15 protein-coding genes are annotated in these 17799 nt (G+C 71.8%); 9 read left to right on the top strand and 6 right to left on the bottom strand.

The features are described 5' to 3' along the window. The first annotated feature begins 168 nt into the window (after positions 1-168). Positions 169-1188 (top strand): LLM class flavin-dependent oxidoreductase, encoded by a 1020-nt coding sequence (locus OG199_RS38765; RefSeq protein WP_405833538.1) that lies wholly within the window; start codon positions 169-171, stop codon positions 1186-1188. A 10-nt stretch (positions 1189-1198) separates the two neighbouring features. Here the strand turns inward: OG199_RS38765 and OG199_RS38760 are convergent, their stop codons facing one another. Next, positions 1199-1696, bottom strand: a complete 498-nt coding sequence (locus tag OG199_RS38760; protein WP_153292346.1) for a hypothetical protein — start codon at positions 1694-1696, stop codon at positions 1199-1201. A gap of 58 nt (positions 1697-1754) precedes the next feature. Then, entirely contained in the window at positions 1755-4646 is a 2892-nt protein-coding gene (locus tag OG199_RS38755; RefSeq protein WP_405833536.1) for an AAA family ATPase, read from the bottom strand. Between the two features lie 465 nt (positions 4647-5111). On the opposite strand from OG199_RS38755, the gene OG199_RS38750 reads away from it, so the two are divergent. From OG199_RS38750 to OG199_RS38715, 8 genes are all read left to right on the top strand, one after another. Then, positions 5112-5309: a 4-oxalocrotonate tautomerase family protein gene (locus tag OG199_RS38750; protein WP_356803959.1), complete on the top strand. Its 198-nt coding sequence runs from the start codon at positions 5112-5114 to the stop codon at positions 5307-5309. 407 nt (positions 5310-5716) lie between these two features. Next, positions 5717-7000, top strand: coding sequence for a multidrug effflux MFS transporter (locus OG199_RS38745; protein WP_356803961.1), 1284 nt, complete (start codon positions 5717-5719; stop codon positions 6998-7000). A gap of 182 nt (positions 7001-7182) precedes the next feature. After that, complete coding sequence (locus tag OG199_RS38740) at positions 7183-8085, top strand: LysR family transcriptional regulator (protein WP_405833533.1); 903 nt, start codon at positions 7183-7185, stop codon at positions 8083-8085. A 298-nt stretch (positions 8086-8383) separates the two neighbouring features. Further along, on the top strand, positions 8384-9316 hold the full coding sequence (locus OG199_RS38735; protein ID WP_401802351.1) for a hypothetical protein: 933 nt from the start codon (positions 8384-8386) through the stop codon (positions 9314-9316). Then, the gene (locus tag OG199_RS38730; RefSeq protein WP_405833531.1) at positions 9313-10164 is read left to right on the top strand and encodes a hypothetical protein; all 852 of its coding nucleotides are present in this window, start codon (positions 9313-9315) and stop codon (positions 10162-10164) included. Before OG199_RS38735 ends, OG199_RS38730 begins: the two co-directional genes overlap by 4 nt. Beyond that, entirely contained in the window at positions 10161-12380 is a 2220-nt protein-coding gene (locus tag OG199_RS38725; protein WP_405833529.1) for an isocitrate/isopropylmalate family dehydrogenase, read from the top strand. The genes OG199_RS38730 and OG199_RS38725 overlap by 4 nt, the downstream gene beginning before the upstream one ends. Then, complete coding sequence (locus tag OG199_RS38720) at positions 12377-13075, top strand: RraA family protein (protein ID WP_356803969.1); 699 nt, start codon at positions 12377-12379, stop codon at positions 13073-13075. The genes OG199_RS38725 and OG199_RS38720 overlap by 4 nt, the downstream gene beginning before the upstream one ends. Further along, the gene (locus tag OG199_RS38715) at positions 13062-13952 is read left to right on the top strand and encodes a DUF6282 family protein (protein ID WP_405833527.1); all 891 of its coding nucleotides are present in this window, start codon (positions 13062-13064) and stop codon (positions 13950-13952) included. Before OG199_RS38720 ends, OG199_RS38715 begins: the two co-directional genes overlap by 14 nt. Before the next feature lie 354 nt (positions 13953-14306). Here the strand turns inward: OG199_RS38715 and OG199_RS38710 are convergent, their stop codons facing one another. The 4 genes from OG199_RS38710 to OG199_RS38695 all read right to left on the bottom strand — a co-directional run bounded on the left by OG199_RS38710 (position 14307) and on the right by OG199_RS38695 (position 17793). Then, the gene (locus OG199_RS38710; RefSeq protein ID WP_168526326.1) at positions 14307-14549 is read right to left on the bottom strand and encodes a DUF397 domain-containing protein; all 243 of its coding nucleotides are present in this window, start codon (positions 14547-14549) and stop codon (positions 14307-14309) included. Between the two features lie 83 nt (positions 14550-14632). Further along, positions 14633-15799: a thiolase domain-containing protein gene (locus OG199_RS38705; RefSeq protein ID WP_356803973.1), complete on the bottom strand. Its 1167-nt coding sequence runs from the start codon at positions 15797-15799 to the stop codon at positions 14633-14635. Next, positions 15796-16851 (bottom strand): thiolase domain-containing protein, encoded by a 1056-nt coding sequence (locus tag OG199_RS38700; RefSeq protein WP_405833525.1) that lies wholly within the window; start codon positions 16849-16851, stop codon positions 15796-15798. Before OG199_RS38700 ends, OG199_RS38705 begins: the two co-directional genes overlap by 4 nt. Next, entirely contained in the window at positions 16852-17793 is a 942-nt protein-coding gene (locus tag OG199_RS38695; protein WP_405833524.1) for a Zn-ribbon domain-containing OB-fold protein, read from the bottom strand. Between the last annotated feature and the right edge of the window lie 6 nt (positions 17794-17799).

Here is a 17799-nt window from a genome sequence, read left to right as displayed (position 1 = left end):
GCCCCCTGGGGGCCGGATCCGCTTACGGCGGATCCGGCCCCCGTGCCGTCTCCGCGTCCGGCAGGCGGAATTCCTCGCCATGACCGCCGTGTTGCTCTGATGATCGCCGACCGTTCCCCGCAGCGAACTGGCGTTCGACAGAGATGCCGTCAACGATGGAGGAGCCCCGTGCCACTGACCTCGACCCCCCTGCGGAAGCTGGGCTTCCTGACCATCGGGTTGTTCGACGAGGCCGACCCCCGGCGGGGCCACGAGTCGACGCTGGAGATCATCGAGCTCGGTGAGCGGCTGGGCTTCGACAGCGCGTGGGTGCGTCACCGGCATCTGCAGTACGGCATCTCCTCCCCCGTCGCCGTCCTGGCCGCGGCCTCGCAGCGCACCAGCCGGATCGAGCTCGGCACCGCGGTCATCCCGGTGGGCTGGGAGAACCCCCTGCGGCTCGCCGAGGACCTCGCGACCATCGACCTGCTGTCCGGGGGCCGCCTCAATCCGGGTGTCAGCGTCGGCCCGCCGATGCACTTCGACCAGGTCAAGCACGCGCTCTACCCGGACACCGCCGAGGTGGAGGACTTCGGCTACGGCCGTGTGGAGCGGCTGCTGGACTTCGTGCGCGGCACACCGGCCACCGACTTCAGCGGCGTCGAGGGCTTCGAGGTGTTCTCCGACCGCGTCCAGCCGCAGGCGCCCGGCCTCGGCCGCCGCATGTGGTACGGCGGCGGCAGCCTACGGTCGGCGCGGTGGGCGGGAGAGCACGGGATGAACCTCCTGACCAGCAGTGTCGTCAAGGCGGAGGAGTCGGAGGACTTCGCCGAGGTGCAGCTGTCGCACATCCGGACCTTCCGTGCCCACCATCCCGACGGCGACCGGGCCCGGGTCTCCCAGGGCCTCGTCGTGATCCCCACGGACAGCGCCACGCTCGAGCAGCGCAAGAAGTACGAGGAGTACGCGCGGGGGCGCACACCGCGTACCGCGGCCCCGCAGGGTCCGGCCCGGATGATGTTCGCGCCCGACCTGGTCGGCACCTCCGCCGAGATCGCCGAACGTCTCTACGCCCACGCCGCGTTCCAGGAGGTCGACGAGGTCGCGTTCGCGCTGCCCTTCACCTTCGCGCACGAGGACTACGTCCAGATCCTCACGGACATCGCCCGCGGGCTCGGCCCCGCGCTGGGCTGGCGGCCGGCCGGCTGAGCGCGGCGGCTCAGCCCTGCTGGAAGAGCTCCGGGGGCAGCGGCTTGAGCAGCGCGTACAGGTCGTCGGTGATGGGACGGTCCCAGGCGGCGATGGTCACGAGCACGTTGTCGCTGCGGTCGAACTGCACGCAGGAGATCCGGGTCTCGGAGAGCTTGAGACGGCGCACGATGAGGAGGTTGTCACCCTGCATCACCGGCATGTCCTCGACCCCGGTGACGGTGACCTCCTCGTCGTTCTCCAGCGCCAGGAGCAGCTGGGCCACCTCGAACGGGATCTCTCCCTCCTCGACCTCCCGGGCCGGCGAACCCTCGGGCAGATTGCCGATGATCATCGCCGGGCCGCGCCCGCCGAAGAGGTCGTAGCGCAGGAAGACGCCCTGGCAGCTGCCGTCGGGGGCAGGCAGCAGGCCCGCGCCGAGATTGCCCGGCCAGTCGCCCGGATCCATGGCCAGAACGTCGAAGTCGGGACCGGCGGGCGTGGCGCTGCGGCGGCGGAGGAAGGACATGCCGCAATGGTACGTGTCCGGCCGCCGGCCGGGGCCCGGGGGCGTCTCCCGTGCGGGGCTACGCGGGTGGCTGTTCGCCCAGCGCCGCCGCCAGTCCCGTACGTTCCGTGCCCACCTTCCGGTAGACCGCCGAGAGCAGCCGGACGACGGACGGCTCGTCGATGCGCAGTTCCTCGGCGACCTGGTCCGCGCTGCGGCCCCGGGCGGTGAGGGCGGCCGCCGCGCGTTCCCGGGCGGTGAGCGTGTCCGTCTCGGTGCTGTGCAGTCTGCGCGGGCGCAGCCCGGCGGCCGCCAGCTCGTCACGGGCCTCTTCGACGAGCCCGTCGGCGCCGCACTGCACGGCCGCGTCGAGCCCCCGGTAGAGGTGTTCGGCGGATTCCTTGGGGCGGCCCGAGCGGCGCAGCTCGGTACCCAGGGCGACCAGGGCGCACGCGAGTTCGTACGCGGCCGGGGAGCGCTCCAGGTGGGTCACGGACTCTTCGAGGAGTTTGACGCGGGCCGAGCCCGAGGAGACCTCGGCGGCGGCCCGCAGCGCCTGGCCGACGGCCGAGGGGGCGCCGTACTGGCGGGCGCGCTGCACCGCCTCGAGGGCGGTGGCGACGGCGCGGTCCGGTGCGTCGTGGCTCTCGGCGCGGGCCAGGTGGAGCTGCCACGGGCACCAGGAGGGGTTGCGGATGCCGCGCGGGTCGAGGCGGCGGCCGGCCGCCGCCAACTCTGCTGCGGCGTCTTTGGTGAGGCCGCGGGCGAGCAGCAGTTGGCCGTACACGATCTGGGCGTCGGGGAAGGTCACGGCGGCGGGGAAGGGCGCCCCGAACGCGTACTCCTCGGCGGTCCGGGCGGCCTCGGCGACCCGGCCGCGGGCCAGCAGGATCTCGACGAGGGTGGCGACGGCGTACCAGTGGACGGGGGTGCCGGGCCCGACGCGCTCGGCGAGCCGGAGGCCGGCGCGGACGAAGTCCTCGGCCTCGGCGAGCCGGCCGCGGCGGTAGCGGACGTACGCGAGGATCGTGTAGCCGAAGGAGAGGTGGGCGCCGTGCCAGCCCTGGCTCTCGAAGTCGGCGATGCCGGCGGCGAACAGTTCCTCGGTGCGTCCCGGTCGGTCCGCGTACATGAAGGTGAGGGCGACCAGGATGGGCACTTCGAAGCCGCGGTCGGCCTCGGCCCAGCGCAGGCCACCGGCGAGGGCGCGCTCGGCGTGTTCCAGTGCGACGTGGGCGGGTTCGCCGCGCAGTGTGGCGTCCCAGGCGCGCAGGCCGATGACATAGCGCTCGGTGAGGTCGCGGCCGGTCAGTCGGTCGGCGAGTCGGGTCAGCCGGCGCGAGCGGGCGGGCGAGTCGGGCTCGTCGGCGCGGAAGGCGTCCCACATGAACTGCTCGGACTGCATGCGCAGCCGTACCCGGGCGTCCGCGGTCCGCCGGCTCTCCCGGGCGAGCGTCTCGGAGGCCTCGGCGAGCCGGTCGCTGTGGGCGAGGACCTGGGAGAGCCGGTAGACGACGTTGTGGCGCAGCTCGGGGTCGGTGATGGGTTCCTCGAGGGCGGCCCTGAGGTGGTTGACGGTGGTCGCCGGTTCGGTGAGCAGGGAGGCGCAGCCCAGTTCGTACAGGACGGCCGCGCGTTCTTCGAAGGGCGGGGGTTCGCGCAGGGCGCGGGCGAGGTAGCGGCGGGCCGCGTCGGGGGCGCCGGCACGCTGGGTCTCCCGGGCGGCGGCGCGCAGTTGCTGGACGACCCAGACGTCGCCGTCGGGATGGCTCTCCATGAGGTGGCGGGCGGCTGCGGAGGGGCCGAGGCCCTCGTTGATCACGCACCACGCGGCCTGGCCGTGCAGGGCCACGCGGACAGCGCCGGGGATGGCGCGGTAGACGGCGGTGGCGACCAGCGGGTGCACGAACTCCAGGGTGTCGGCGCCGGTGAGGATGCGGGCGCCGCGCAGGGCGTCCGCCGCGTCGGCGGCCTCCTCGGAGCCGAGTCCGGCGACGGCCGCGGCCAGGGGCGGGGCGATCTCCGTGCCGAGCACCGCACAGGCCCAGGCGAAGCGGACGGTGGAGGTGCCCAGGCGTTCGAGGCGGGCGATCAGGCCACTGCCCTTGACGGCGGCGGCGAGGTCGCGCAGCAGGTGTGCGCCGGCCTCCGTCGGGACCAGCCCGCGGTCGCGCACCTTCGCGGTCAGTTCCACCGCCTCGAAGGGGTTGCCCGCCGTGACCGCCCAGCACTCCCGGCAGAACGCGTCGTCGGCCTGGGCGCCGAGGTCCTCGCGCACCAGCCGTGCGACGGCGGCGGCGCTGAGTGGTTCGAGGTCGACGGGGCGCTGGCCCGCGCGCCCCGGCAGGACCCTGAACGACTCCGCGTGGTCGGGGAGTTCGTCGGGCCGGTAGCCGACGACGAGCAGCAGCGGGAGTTCCTCGGCGCGGGGTGCGAAGGCGGCGAGCCAGCTCAGCGATTCGGGGTCGGCCCAGTGCGCGTCGTCGAGGACGAGCACCATCGGGGCGCGCTGCACGGCGAGGTGGGTGAGGACCCAGTCGAGGCCGGCGCGCAGGCCCTGCTGGTCGGGCGGTGCTCCCTCGGCGGCGGCGCACAGGCCGAGCGCGGGTCCGACGATGGCGTACCAACTGCCGAGCGAGGCGCGGAGTTCGGCCTCCGAGAATCCGGCGAGGTGTGGTTGCAGGAGTTGACGGGCGACGTGGAAGGCGACGCGCTGTTCCTGCTCGCCGCCGCGTGCGGACAGGATGGTGCAGCCCTTGGCCGCGGCGCGCCGCCGGACCTCGGCGAGGAGGGTCGTCTTGCCGATCCCGGCGCGTCCGGCGAAGGCGAGGAGCGCGCCGCGGGGCCGCTCGGGTGCTTCGGACCCGTCCTTGCGCAGACCGGTGAGCTCGCCCAACGCCTCCTCGACAGCGGCGAGTTCACTCTCACGTTCGAAGAGAGTCCTTCTGCTGCGTACGCTGCGCTGTCCCATCCTCCACCCCCTGGCCACGGTGGTGCGTCCTGCGCGGGGAGCGGGTGCGCACCGTGACCTCCAGGCACCTCAGCGTACGCCGATGGCGCCTTCCAGGAAGCCCTTACGGCCGCTGACAAGCGGATCTTTCGTCAATCCCGTGCGATGGACGCGGACTTCCCTTCCCGTGAGGGTGACGGACCCCGCGTACGCCGTTCCGGCGGGCCGGCGAACACTTCGGCGAGCACCGTGTTCACGCGGGCCTGTCCCTCGCGGGCGGCGCCTCCCAGGCGCACCAGGGCCAGGCGGAACGGGGTCCGGGCGATCCGAATATCCGGGACGCATCACGATTCGTGATCGGTGCCAGATCGGATTGCGTCTTGGACAGCTCCCGGCCCGGTGTTGGACTGGATCCGCGGCGGTTCCCCGGCTCTGCGGCCCGAAACCGTACGGCATCAGTTCCACCTCGATCCAGCGGAGAACACCATGCCTCTCATCCACGTGCAGCAGACCCCCGGCAAGACCGCCGAACAGAAGGCCCAGTTGGTCCGTGACCTGACCGACGCGTATGTGCGGGCCACCGGCAGCAAGCCGGAGAGCGTGTGGGTGACGGTGCAGGAGATCGGTACCGACAGCTGGTCGATCGCCGGCGAGACGCTCGCGGCCCGAGCCGCCAAGCGCTGACCCCACGGACCCGTCGGCCCACCGGGAGCCGTCGGTCCCACCAGCCCCACACACAACCGCTGTTTCCGGGGCGGCGCTTCCTGGACGAGGGGTCGGACACTCCGGCGCCGCCTACGAGGGAGCTTCCCGCCGGATCCGGTGGGAGACCCGGCGGTCCGCGTATCCGGTCGGCGACGCCATGCCGGTGCGGATCGAGGGGCATCAGCGGTCGCCGCTGACGGACAAGGAGCCGATCACCGCCGCGGCCACCGATGATCCGGGCCGCCCGCCGGACGTCCTCGGCAGGACGGCGCCCGGACTCCCCCGTCGGGCCGGACGGCGGGGACGGAGATCGAGATCGCCCGGACGCCGGCCCCCTCCGGGTGGGTCCGCCCCCGGCCCACTTTTGACCAAGGAAGTCGTCCGTCATGAAGACCGCATCGACACGCGCGCCCTACGCGCTGCTGCTCGCCGTGCTGTGCTCGCTGAACGCCGGTGGACTGTTCGCCTCCGACATCAATCTGCCGGGTGTGCCGGCCACCGCGCACGCCTTTCACACCCCCGTCGCGTCCGTGCAATGGACGTTCAGCGCGTTCATGATCGGCATCGCGGTCTCCCAGGCGGTCTACGGGCCGGTCTCGGACGCGTACGGCCGCAAGGGCGTCATCGTCTCCGGGCTCGGCCTGTTCGTCGTGGCCTCGCTGGTGTGCGCGGTGGCGCCCACGGTCGAGGTGTTCGGCGCCGGCCGGCTCCTCCAGGCGCTGGGCGCCGGGTCGGGCATGGTGCTGGGCCGGGCCGTGATCAGCGACCTGTACGAGGAGAGGGACGCGGCCCGGATGTTCGCGACGGTCATGCCGATCGTGGGTGTCTCCCCGTCCGTCGCTCCCCTGGTGGGCGGCTATCTGACCACGTACGTCTCCTGGCGCGCGGCGTTCGTGGTGACCGCCCTGCTCGGCCTGGTGACGCTGGTCGTGATGATCACCTCGATCCCCGAGAGCCTGCCGCCGGAGCGGCGCAGCAAGCACCTCGGCACCACGCTGAAGGCCTACCCCAAGCTGCTCACCCGTCCGCTGTTCTGGGCGTACACGATCAACCTGGCGGTGGCGTACGGCGGTTACTTCGGCTACCTGGCCGCCTCCCCGCTCGTCTTCGAGAAGATGGGCCTGGCCACCCAGACCACCAGTTACTGCTACATCACCGTCTCGATCGCGTACGTCGCGGGCAACCTGACCTCGCGCACCCTGGTCCGCGCGCGGCCTGTCGACCGACTGCTGTGGACGGGCCACGGATTCTTTCTCGCCGGTGCGCTGATGATGCTCGGCCTGGGGCTGAGCGGGGCCGGCCGGCCCTGGGGTCTGCTGGTCCTGGTGTTCATGCCGGTGATGACCTTCGGCAACGGCTTCCTGCTGCCGTTGTCGATGAGTGCGGGGGTGACGGCTTTCCGCTCGACGGCGGGATCGGCGTCCGGCCTGATGGGCGCACTCCAGTTGCTGGCCGCCTCACTGGGAATCTTCCTCTCCAGCCGGCTGCCGGCGGGCGATCTCTCCGCCCTGGGCTGGTTCGTCATGGCGGCCGCGGTTCTGGGAGCGGCAGCCTTCGCTTTGTTCCTTTCGCTGGCGGCGCGGCAGCCCTCCGCTGCACAAAGGTATGACGGCGAATTCCGCGGCGCCGGAACCAAGGCCGGTGATCTGCAGGGAGTTACCGCCGACTGAAGGGAATCCGGGCAGTGAATAAATACCTGCCCCAGTGAATGAAACCGCAGGGCCTCGAGAGCGAACCCGCCCGGTGGCGGGTGCCGTCGATCGGTGTGCGAGGATTCTCTCGCGGCGATCCCGCGAGCAAGAATGTTTCAGCGTTCAATTATAGGGATCGCCCTGATGGATGGGGGGATCCTGTGGAACTGCGTCAGATTCAGTACTTCGTCACCGTTGCCGAGGAGCTGCATTTCGGCAGGGCGGCCGAGCGGCTGCACATAGGCCAGCCGGCGGTCAGCCAGCAGGTGCGCCGACTGGAGCGGGAGCTGGGCACCCAGCTCTTCGACCGTTCCGGCCGCACCGTGACCCTCACCCCGGTCGGCCACGCCCTGCTGCCCGAGGGCCGCGCACTGCTGAAGGCGCGGGACTCCTTCGCCGCCACGGCGCAACGGCTCACCACACGGAACGCCGCCGCCTTCCGCGTCGGCATCAGCTCCGCCCTGGGGCCCCGGCTGGACGACTTCCTGGACGCGCTGCCCGACCGCGGTGCCGGCACCCGCTTCGAGTTCCAGACCCTCGACGCCCGCACGCGCCTGGCAGAGGTAGGTGCCGGACGGCTGGACGCGGCCTTCGTCCGCGGCCTCGAGCACGCTCCTGGCCTGCGACTTCTCGGACTCTGGCACGATCCGTTGCTGGTCGCGCTGCCCGCCTCGCACGCGCTGGCCGCACACGACCGCCTGGATCTGGCCGATCTGGCCGGGCTGCCCTTGCGCATCGCCTCCCGCGGGGAGAACGCAGTGCTCTTCGACGCCGTCGTCGCCGCCTGCCGCGCAGCGGGTTTCGAGCCGACCTTCGGCCCACCCTCCACCCGGCTCCAGGACACCCTCGCCGAGATCGGCGCGGGCGCGACCGGCTGGACCCTGATGTACCCCACAGCGGCCAACACGGTGTCCTCCCGCCGGATCTCCCTGCTTCCGCTCATCGGAGATCCCCTCACCATCCGCATGTCGCTCGCCGTGCGGGAAAACGCCGACCCGGCACGCCTGGAGTTGCTGACGGCAGCAAGTGCACGGGTTCGGCGGAAAGTCGCGGGGGAGAACTGAGTGATCGGGGCATGGCGAACTCTTTACCCTCCCGTTGATCTTCACTTGAAGACATGCGATACGTTATGAGTAGACGAACTTCCGGCTTACGCCTTCGCCGATGCGCTTTCCGGCTGAAAAGTATGGGCAGTTGAACCGTGAAGTTCGCCAACGGGGTGATGTGATGGAGGATGCCGCTCGCGGAAAATCCTCCGAAATAACAGCGTGTTGAATCCCAGGCAATCCGTCGCGTCATGTCGCGACGGATTCACACGCGGCTGTCACCCCGCCAACTGCATGCGCCATACATGGAGGGGTAATGATCGTCAATCTTGATGTGACGCTGCGCGACGGGGGCTACCGCAACAACTTCGACTTCCCGCTGGACTACGCACTGCACCACGCGCGTGAGAGCGTCGCCGCCGGCATGGAGTGGGTCGAGATCGGCTACCGCAACGGCTCGTTCAAACCCAAGGCCGGGATCGGCCGTACCGGCGTGGGCGCCGACGACTACATACGCAGGGTCGCCGAGGTCGTCTCCCCCGACCGTCTCTGCATGATCCTGCACCCGAAGAACATCACCGAGGACGACCTGCCGCGCATGTACGACGCCGGTGTCCGCCTCCTCCGGTTCTGCCTGCCCTCCGGCGCGCCGGAGCACGGGCTCGCCCTGCTCTCCCAGGCCGACGGACTGGGCTTCACCACCACCGTCAACATCACCCGCGTCAGTCAGCTGGACCGGCGCCGACTGGTCGAACTCGCCGCGCTGTCCGGCGACGCCGGCGCCGACGTGGTCTATCTGGCCGACTCCAACGGCAGCATGCTGCCCCGCGAGGTGACCCAACTGGTCACCCTGGTCCGCTCGGTGACCGACGCGGCCATCGGTCTGCACGCACACAACAACCTCGGCCTAGCGCTGGCCAACGCCATCGCGGCCGTCGACGCGGGAGCCACCTGGATCGACTCCTCCATCCTGGGCATGGGCAAGGGCCCGGGCAACCTGGTGACCGAGCAGTGGCTGGCCTACCTCGGCCGGCGCGCCGACACCGACGCGTACGACCTCGGCCGGATCCTCAGCCTCGCCCACCGCATGGAGTCCCGGATCGCGGAAGCCGCGCCCTCGCTGCCCCTGCCCGACCTGGTCCTGGGGCACTTCGACCTCTCCGTCGAGGAACGCGCCAAGCTCCCCGTGGACCGGATCGGCGACGCGTTCTCGGCGGCCCGCGAACTGACCGCGGCAGGCGCCCGGTGACTTCGCGTCCCCCGGGGCCGGCGCTCACTGCCGCGCCGGCCCCGGCCCTCGCCGTGCTGGGCGACGCCGACGCACCGCGCCACGCGGTCGTTCTCGCGCCCGTCATGCCGCGCTGGGACCACGGCTCGTTCTTCCACCAGGTCGCCGAACCGCTGCTCACCTCAGGACACCGGATCACGGTCTACGACACCCTGTCCTTACTGTGCGACGGTGACGACCTGAAGGCCCTCGTGGACCGCTGGGGGCGCCACCTCGCACCGCACGCGGACGGTGCGTACGGCCCGTCCCCGGCCGTGGCCCCCGACCTGCTGGTCGGCAATGCCCTGGGCGGCGCCGTCGTCCAGGCCCTGCTCACGCACGAGTGGACCCATCACGCCAAAGTGCTGCTGCTTTCCGGCCCGTCCGTCGCCGACGACGAGCTGGACACGAAACTGGAGCGGATCGCCGCCGCCGTCCAAGCCCAGGGCCTTCCCTCGGCGCTGCGACTCCTCGAAGAGGCCGTCCGCGGCCCCGGCCGGCAACCCGGCGCCACCACCCTCCCGCGCACCGAGCCCGACGCCGGCCAACCCACCGATTCCGAAAAGGAGTTGGCGGGCCGACGACTGTCCGCCGGCCTGCGGCTGCTGCACGCGGCCGATGTCCGCGACGCTGTACGGGACTTCCCGGGCGCCCTCCTGCACGTGTACGGCGAACGGTCCCTGCTCGTCCAGCGCAAGCACCTGGCCACCGGACCCGGCCCGCGGCACCACCTGACGGGCGTACCGCAGGCCGGAATGCGCCCACACGCCGACCGGCCCGCCCTCACCCGCGACACCCTCACCCGCTTCCTGGGAGCTGAACACTCATGAACCGCAAGACCGTCGCAGTCCTGCCCGGCGACGGAATCGGACCGGAGGTCCTGGACGCCGCGCTGCCGGTGATCGAGGCACTCGGCCTGCCCGTCGACCTCGCATTCGGTGACATCGGCTGGGAGTACTGGCGGACCGAGGGCACCCCCGTCCCCGACCGCACCTGGGACCTGATCGGCCGCAGCGACGCCGTGCTGCTCGGCGCCACCACCAGCAAGCCGCGCCGCGAGGCACTCGCGGAGCTGGCTCCCGAACTGCGTGCGTCTGCCCCGCAGTACATCTCGCCCATCATCCAACTCCGGCAGCGTCTCGACCTGTTCGCCAATCTGCGACCGGTGGAGAACTACCTCGGCGGCGGCACCCCGTACCGCTTCTGCGTGGTCCGGGAGAACACCGAGGGCCTGTACGCGGGCCTGGACTGGAACCACGTACCGGACGAGATGTGGCCGCTGGTCGCCGACCACCCCAACGTCCGCCGCAGCGGCCGCCCGGGCGCAACGGCCAGCGTCCGGCTGCAGACCTCGCACGGCCTGGACCGCATCCTGCGCTTCGCCTTCGAGACCGCCCGCGGCCACGGCTACGAACGGGTCACCCTCGCCGACAAACCCAACGTCCTGCGGCACAGCAGCGCGTACGTCCTGGAACGGCTGGAGGCGATCGCCGCCGACTACCCGGAGATCCCCTTCGAAGTCCTCAACGTGGACGCGGTCGCCCTGTGGATGGCGCGCCGCCCGGAGCGCTTCGGCGTGATCGTCGCCGAGAACATGTTCGGCGACATCCTCTCCGACCTCGGCGGCGGCGTGATGGGCGGACTCGGCCTGGCGCCCAGCGCCAACATCGGTGAGGCCGGAAACTACTTCGAGCCGGTGCACGGCAGCGCCCCGGCGATGGCCGGACACGGGCGCGCCAATCCCGTCGCGGCGTTCCTCACCATCGGCCTGTTGCTGGAGCACCTCGGCTTCGAGGGCGAGGCGCGTGCTGTCCGGGACGCCGTACGCCACGTCACCCGCCGGCGCGACCGGGTCACTTACGACCTGGGTGGTGGCGCCACCACCACCGAGGCGGCCCAGGCGGTCATGGACGCCTGCCGCGAGGTCCCGCACGCCCCGACCTCAGCCGTCGTCACCATCGGGGACGAGCTGCTCCGCGGTGATCTGGAGGACTCCAACGCCCATGTCGTTTCGCGGATGCTCGCCGAGCGCGGCATCCCGGTCCGCGTCCGCCACACCATCGGCGACGACGAGGCCGGCATCGCCGACGCCATCCGTCCCTCCCTCGGCCGCGACGACGTGATCGTGGTGATGGGCGGGCTCGGCCCCACCTCGGACGACGTGACCCGCGGTGCCGTCGCCCGCGCGCTCGGGCGCCCGCTCGAACACCGCGAGGAGGCGTGGCAGGGGGTCGTGGACCGCCTCACCCGATTCGGCGTCGCCATCCACGACGACAACCGCCGTCAGGCGCTGTTCACCGAGGGCGCCGACCTGCTGCCCAACCTCAACGGTACTGCCTGGGGCTGCCGGACCCAGGTCCAGGAGAGCACCGTGATCATGCTCCCCGGGCCGCCGCGCGAATGCCTTCCGATGCTGGAGTCCGTGCTGCGCGACGGCCTGTCGCACCTCCCCGACCCCCCCGAGGTGACCGCCGTCTTCCGCCGCACGCTCGGCCTCATCGAAGCGGACGCGGCGGCCCTCGTCGATGAACTCGTACGGGACAGCGGTGTACCGGTCAAACCCGCGTACCGCTGGCACTACCCGTACGTCGACATCCGGCTCGGCTGCCCGCCCGAATCCGCCGACGTCATGGCCAAGCCCCTGGACGCGGCGCTCGCCGACCACGTCGTCACCGACCGGGACCGCACCGCCGTCCAGGAACTGGCGCTTCTGCTCGACGAGCGCGGCCTCGTCCTGGACATCGACGACCAGCTCACCGGGGGCGTCCTCGCGGCCGAAGTGACCCGCGCGCGCCGGAGCGGCGAAGTCTCGGGCTCACTCGGCGTCTCCCTCTCCGGCGTCTGGCAGGGCGGGGACCCTACGACCTACACCGGAACGGTCGCCGTCACCTGCGTCGTCCGCGACGAGACCGGCGAGCGCGCCCACACGTCGACCGTCCCCCATCGCGGGGCCGAAGTCACCACCTACTTCACCGAGTTCGCGGCATGGTCCCTCACCCGGCACCTCACCGGCCGCGCCCACCCGCTCACGGAGGAATCCGCATGACCACCGCCGCTCCCGTGGAAACCGAAGCGCTGCGCGCACGCATGGCCGGGCTGGACACGGCCGCCCTCTCGGACGCCATGGACAGCCTGCGCACCCCGCCCGGCGTGCTGCCCGGCATCGCGGCGCGCACCCCCGGCAGCATCGCCTGCGGACCCGCCTTCACCGTCCGCTACCGCGCCGTCGACGACGACACCGGCTTTCGCAACGCCGCCGACTACATCGACGACGTGCCGTCCGGTTCGGTCGTCGTCGTGGACAACGGCGGCAGCCGCATGTGCACCAACTGGGGCTCCCTCCTCAGTTCCGTCGCGCTGCACCGCGGCGTCCGCGGAACGGTCGTGCACGGCTCGGTACGCGATGTGAAGGAGAGCCGCACCGCCGGGTACCCGCTGTTCAGCACCGGTGTGACGATGGTCAGCGGCAAGAACCGGGTGGTGCTGGACCGTACCGGCGCCGAGGTCGACATCGCGGGTACCTCCGTCCGCCCGGGCGACTGGATCTTCGCCGACGACAACGGCGCGCTGCGCATCCCGGCCGACCTCGTCGAGGAGGTCGTCCGCCGCGCCGAGGCCGTGGAGCGTACGGAGTCCCGTATCCGGGCGGCGGCGCTCGGCGGCGACAGGCTGGACGAGGCACGCGCCCGCTTCGGATACGCCCGTCCCTGGGAGGACAAGGGCGACCATGGCGACCACTGAAGCCACCGGGCGGCCCGGTCCCCCGCCCGCACAGGACGCCGGCTTCATCGACGTCCACTACCACGTAGGTCCGGACGCGTATCTGCGCCGCCACACCGCCGCCACCGCCGGTGCGATCTACGCCGGGCACGGGGGATGGGTCGTCCTCAAGAACCACCTGGGCTCGACCGCGGCCCAGGCATGGGAGGCCCGCCAACAGGGGTTGCCCGTCTCCGGCTCGATCGTCCTCAACGCCCTGGCGGGAGGATTCGACGCGCGGGCCGTGGAACAGGCCGTCATCCAGCACGGCGAGGACAGCGGACTGCGCCTGATCGTCCATCTGCCCACGGTCACCGGCCGCGCTCACCGCAGCCGGCTGACCCGCACCCCCTCCCATCCGCTCCTGGCCGGGGGCCTGCGTCCGCTCACCGTCGCCGACGACAGCCGGGTGCTGCGCACGGAGGTCCGTGAGGTCCTGCGCGCCGCACGGGATCTGCCGGTGGTCATCTCCACCGGCCACGCCGACGCCCACGAGGTGCGACTCCTGGTCGACGAGGCCGTACGGCTGGACCTGCCACGCCTGATGCTCAACCAGCCCGCCAATCCGATGACCGGGCTGACCTGCAAGGAACTCGTGGAGGTGGCCGCCGCGGAGCAGGTATGGACGGAGCAGACCGCGCTCACCCGGCTTCTCGAATACCAGGACCTGACCGATTTCGCCGACGTCCTGTCCCTCCTGCCGAGGGTCGTCTACAGCTCCGACCTCGGCCAGCCGTCCCAGATGGACATCGAGCCATGGCTGGAGTGGAGCCGGTCGTCCTTCCACCAGGCCGGGTTGACTCCTGAACGGATCGCGGAGATCACCCGCACCGAGCCCCTGAAGATGCTGAGCCTGTGACCGCACCCCCGGTCCTGCCGGACGTACAGGCGGGAGGCCGCCGCCCCCACCACCTGCCAGTGCTGAATGCGACCACGACCTGAGAACGCAAGAGTGGCCGGACGGCCGGTGGCGGGGGCGATACGCCGGAGCGCGTCGCCCCGGGTGCGGGCGCGCCTCGCCGAAGTGACCCGCGGGCGACGGCCCTTCGCGGGCGGCAGCCGTGCGCGGCCGGGCGCGGGAGGTGCCGGCCGTCAGCCGTACGCGGCCGGGCGCGGGAGGTGCCGGCCGTCTCCCGGGTCCGGTACGGCTCGGCACCGGCCGGGGGACGGGGTCACCGCTCGCGCGTTCGTTCTCCTCGTGCGAGGCGCCGGCTCAGGTCAGATCGAACTCGCCCTCGCGGGCCCCCGACACGAACGCGCCCCACTCGGCGGGCGTGAAGATCAAGGAAGGGCTCTCGGCGCGGCCGCTGTTGCGCATCGCGATGAAGCCCTCGACAAAGGCGATCTGGACGTCACCTCGCCCTCGGCTGCTGGACTGCCATTCGGCCTTGCTCAGGTCCAGCTCAGGCTTGTCCCAGCCCGCGAGCGGGTGTTGCTCGATGGTGCTCTCGGCCACGTCCGTGCTCCTCCCGGTTCGTCGTCCGCCGCCAGCCTAGCGATCGGTTCCGGTGGCGGACAGGCCACGTGAGGGGGACGGTTTCAGGAGTTGGGCGGCTCGGCCCCGACCAGCCACATCGAGAAGAACTGGGAGCCGCCTCCGTAGGCGTGTCCCAGGACCCTGCGAGCCCCTTCCACCTGGTGTTCTCCCGCCTGCCCGCGTACCTGGAGGGCCGCTTCCGCGAAGCGGATCATCCCGGAGGCGCCGATCGGATTGGTGGAGAGTACGCCGCCCGACATGTTGACGGGCAGGTCCCCGTCGAGCTCCGTCACCCCGGATTCCGTGAGTTTCCAGCCCTCGCCCTCGTCGGCGAAGCCGAGGTTCTCCAGCCACATGGGTTCGTACCAGGAGAAGGGTACGTACATTTCCACGGCGTCGATGTCCCGGCGCGGGTCCGCGATGCCCGCCTGCCGGTAGACGTCGGCCGCGCAGTCCTTGCCCGCCCGCGGGGACACGCAGTCCTTGCCGGCGAACAGGGTGGGCTCGCTGCGCATCGCGCCGCCGTGCAGCCACGCGGGCGGACGGGGTGAACGGGCCGCGCCCGCACGGTCGGTGAGGATCATGGCGCAGGCACCGTCCGAGGACGGGCAGGTCTCCGAGTAGCGGATCGGGTCCCAGAGCATCGGGGAGGCCTGGACCTTCTCCAGGGTGATGTCGTGCTCGTGGAGGTGCGCGTAGGGGTTCTTGAGCGCGTTGCGGCGGTCCTTGTAGGCGACCAGGGAGCCGACGGTGTCGGGCGCACCCGTACGCCGCATGTACGCGCGTACGTGCGGCGCGAAGAAACCGCCCGCCCCCGCCAGCAGCGGCTGCTGGAAGGGGATGGGCAGGGACAGGCCCCACATGGCGTTCGACTCGGACTGCTTCTCGTAGGCCAGGGTCAGGACGGTGCCGTGGACGCGGCCCGCGACGAGGTTGGTGGCGACCAGCGCGGTCGAGCCGCCGACGGAGCCCGCCGTGTGCACGCGCAGCATCGGCTTGCCGACGGCGCCGAGCGCGTCGGCGAGGTACAGCTCCGGCATCATGACGCCCTCGAAGAAGTCGGGTGCCTTGCCGATGACGACGGCGTCGACGTCGGACCAGGTCAGCTCCGCGTCCTCCAGGGCCCGGTGGGCCGCCTCGCGGACCAGGCCGGCGATCGACACGTCCCGCCGGGCCGCCACGTGCTTGGTCTGGCCGACGCCTACGACGGCCACGGGCTCCTTGCTCATCGCGGATCCCCTTCGAGTACGGCGACCAGGTTCTGTTGGAGGCAGGGCCCCGAGGTGGCGTGGGCGAGCGCCCGGTCTGATGTGCCCCAGTGGATGCGCGCGGCGGCCTCTCCGATGCGGACGAGTCCGGCCACCATGACCGGATTGGCCGCGAGCGCTCCGCCGGAGGGGTTGACGTCCACGTCGTCCGCGAGCCGCAGCGCCTTGCGCAGGACGATCTCCTGCGAGGTGAAGGGCGCGTGCAACTCCGCCGTGTCGACCGGTCGTTCGAAGGCCCCGGCCCGCTCGGCGGCGAGGCGGGCGGACGGGGAGTCGGTCAGGTCGCGCACGCCGAGGCTGTGGGCCTCGATGCGGTGGTCGATGCCGCGGATCCAGGCGGGCCGCTCGCACAGCTCGCGGGCCCGCTCGCCGGCCGCGAGGATCACCGCGGCGGCGCCGTCCCCGACCGGCGGGCAGTCACCGGTCCGCAACGGACGTACGACGTAGTCGCCCTGGGCCACCGAACCGCGCAGCTGCGCGTGGGAGTTGGCGGCCGCCGAGGTCCGGCTGCGGGACGCGACACCGGCGAGCGCGGGCTCGTCGGTGTCCCCCGCGTCGATGAGCGCCCGGGCCTGGAGTGCGGCGAGCGCGACCGAGTCGGGCCACAGGGGCGCGACGTAGTACGGGTCGAGCTGCCGGGTCAGGACGTCCCGTACGGAACCGGGCGACGACTTCCCGTACGCGTACACGAGCGCGGTGTCGGCGTCACCGGTGAGGAGCTTCGTCCAGGCCTCGTACAGCGCCCACGCCCCGTCCATCTCCACGTGCGACTCGGAGATCGGCGGCCAGGCGCCCACCCCGTCGAGGGCCATGGTGAAGGAGAAGGCGCGGCCCGCGAGGTAGTCCGTGGAACCGGAGCAGGTGAAGTCGATGTCGCTGGTCTTCAGGCCGGTCCGGTCCAGGACCTCGTGCAGGACCGGCATGAGCATCTCCACCTCGGAGAGTTCGTCGCTGGTGCGCCGGTGGTCGGTCTGCCCGAAGGCGACCACGGCGACGTCCCTGATGGGCCGCATCTACAACAGCTCCTTGTACGTCTCGTAGTCCGCGTCGGGTTCGCCGGCCGGCCGGTAGTGGTCGGGGTGGCGGCCGTCCCGCGTCCACACCGGCTCCACCCTGAGCCCCATCCGCACCTGGTCGTAGGGGATGCCGCCGATCCGGCCGTGCAGCGCGAGGTCGGCGCCGTCGAGGGCGATGTGGGCGTAGACGTAGGGCACCTCGATGTCGAGGTTCCTGGCCTTGATGTTGACGATGCAGTACGTGGTGACCGTGCCGCGCGGCCCCACCTCGACCTGTTCCGCGGTGGCGACCCCGCAGGTGGGGCACGCGCCCCGGGGCGGGACGTACACCTTGCGGCACAACGGGCAGCGCTCCCCCACGGTGCGCCGCTCGGAGAGGGCCTCGATGTACGCGCTCTGGGCGCGGCCGGGTGAGTACACGTAGTCGAGGCGGGCGGGGGTGACGATGCCGGTCACCAGGTCGGCGAACCTGCCGTCGTGACCGCCGGTTTCGCCCGGATCGCCGTCGTACGGTTCGAAGCAGGCGATGTCCGTGATGGCCCCGGAGCGTTCCCCGGCCCAGCGGACGCGCACCCGCATGCCGGTGCGCACGGCGTCGGGGCCGGGAGCGTCGAGGGCGTGCAGCAGGGCGGTGTCGGCGCCGTCGAGCCTGACCAGGACCCAGGCGAAGGGGGTGTCGAGGGGCTGGCCGCGGCGCGGGGCGTGGTTCCAGGCCCAGGTGGTGACGGTGCCGGTGGGGGCGACCTCGACCAGGTCGCGCAGTTCGGCGGCGGTGACGGGGTCGTACTCGACGGGCGGGACGAGCGTCCTGCCGTCGGCGGTCCGCACGCCGAGGACCACCCGCTCGCGCAGTCCGGTGAGGAACGCGCTCTGGACGGGGCCGAGCGAGCGGGTGAAGGGGAACTCGACGACGAGGGGGGCTTTGAGGACTTCGGGCATCCCGGA

The sequence above is a fragment of the Streptomyces sp. NBC_01176 genome, from assembly GCF_045039825.1.
Classification (GTDB): domain Bacteria; phylum Actinomycetota; class Actinomycetes; order Streptomycetales; family Streptomycetaceae; genus Streptomyces.
This window is presented reverse-complemented; position numbering and strand designations above follow the sequence as displayed.

Coding starts and splice junctions, on each gene's coding strand:
- OG199_RS38760 (WP_153292346.1), bottom strand. CDS start 1,696: ATGTCCTTCCTCCGCCGCCGCAGCGCCACGCCCGCCGGTCCCGACTTC.
- OG199_RS38705 (WP_356803973.1), bottom strand. CDS start 15,799: ATGAGCAAGGAGCCCGTGGCCGTCGTAGGCGTCGGCCAGACCAAGCAC.
- OG199_RS38725 (WP_405833529.1), top strand. CDS start 10,161: ATGAACCGCAAGACCGTCGCAGTCCTGCCCGGCGACGGAATCGGACCG.
- OG199_RS38700 (WP_405833525.1), bottom strand. CDS start 16,851: ATGCGGCCCATCAGGGACGTCGCCGTGGTCGCCTTCGGGCAGACCGAC.
- OG199_RS38715 (WP_405833527.1), top strand. CDS start 13,062: ATGGCGACCACTGAAGCCACCGGGCGGCCCGGTCCCCCGCCCGCACAG.
- OG199_RS38695 (WP_405833524.1), bottom strand. CDS start 17,793: ATGCCCGAAGTCCTCAAAGCCCCCCTCGTCGTCGAGTTCCCCTTCACC.
- OG199_RS38720 (WP_356803969.1), top strand. CDS start 12,377: ATGACCACCGCCGCTCCCGTGGAAACCGAAGCGCTGCGCGCACGCATG.
- OG199_RS38735 (WP_401802351.1), top strand. CDS start 8,384: ATGATCGTCAATCTTGATGTGACGCTGCGCGACGGGGGCTACCGCAAC.
- OG199_RS38745 (WP_356803961.1), top strand. CDS start 5,717: ATGAAGACCGCATCGACACGCGCGCCCTACGCGCTGCTGCTCGCCGTG.
- OG199_RS38755 (WP_405833536.1), bottom strand. CDS start 4,646: ATGGGACAGCGCAGCGTACGCAGCAGAAGGACTCTCTTCGAACGTGAG.
- OG199_RS38750 (WP_356803959.1), top strand. CDS start 5,112: ATGCCTCTCATCCACGTGCAGCAGACCCCCGGCAAGACCGCCGAACAG.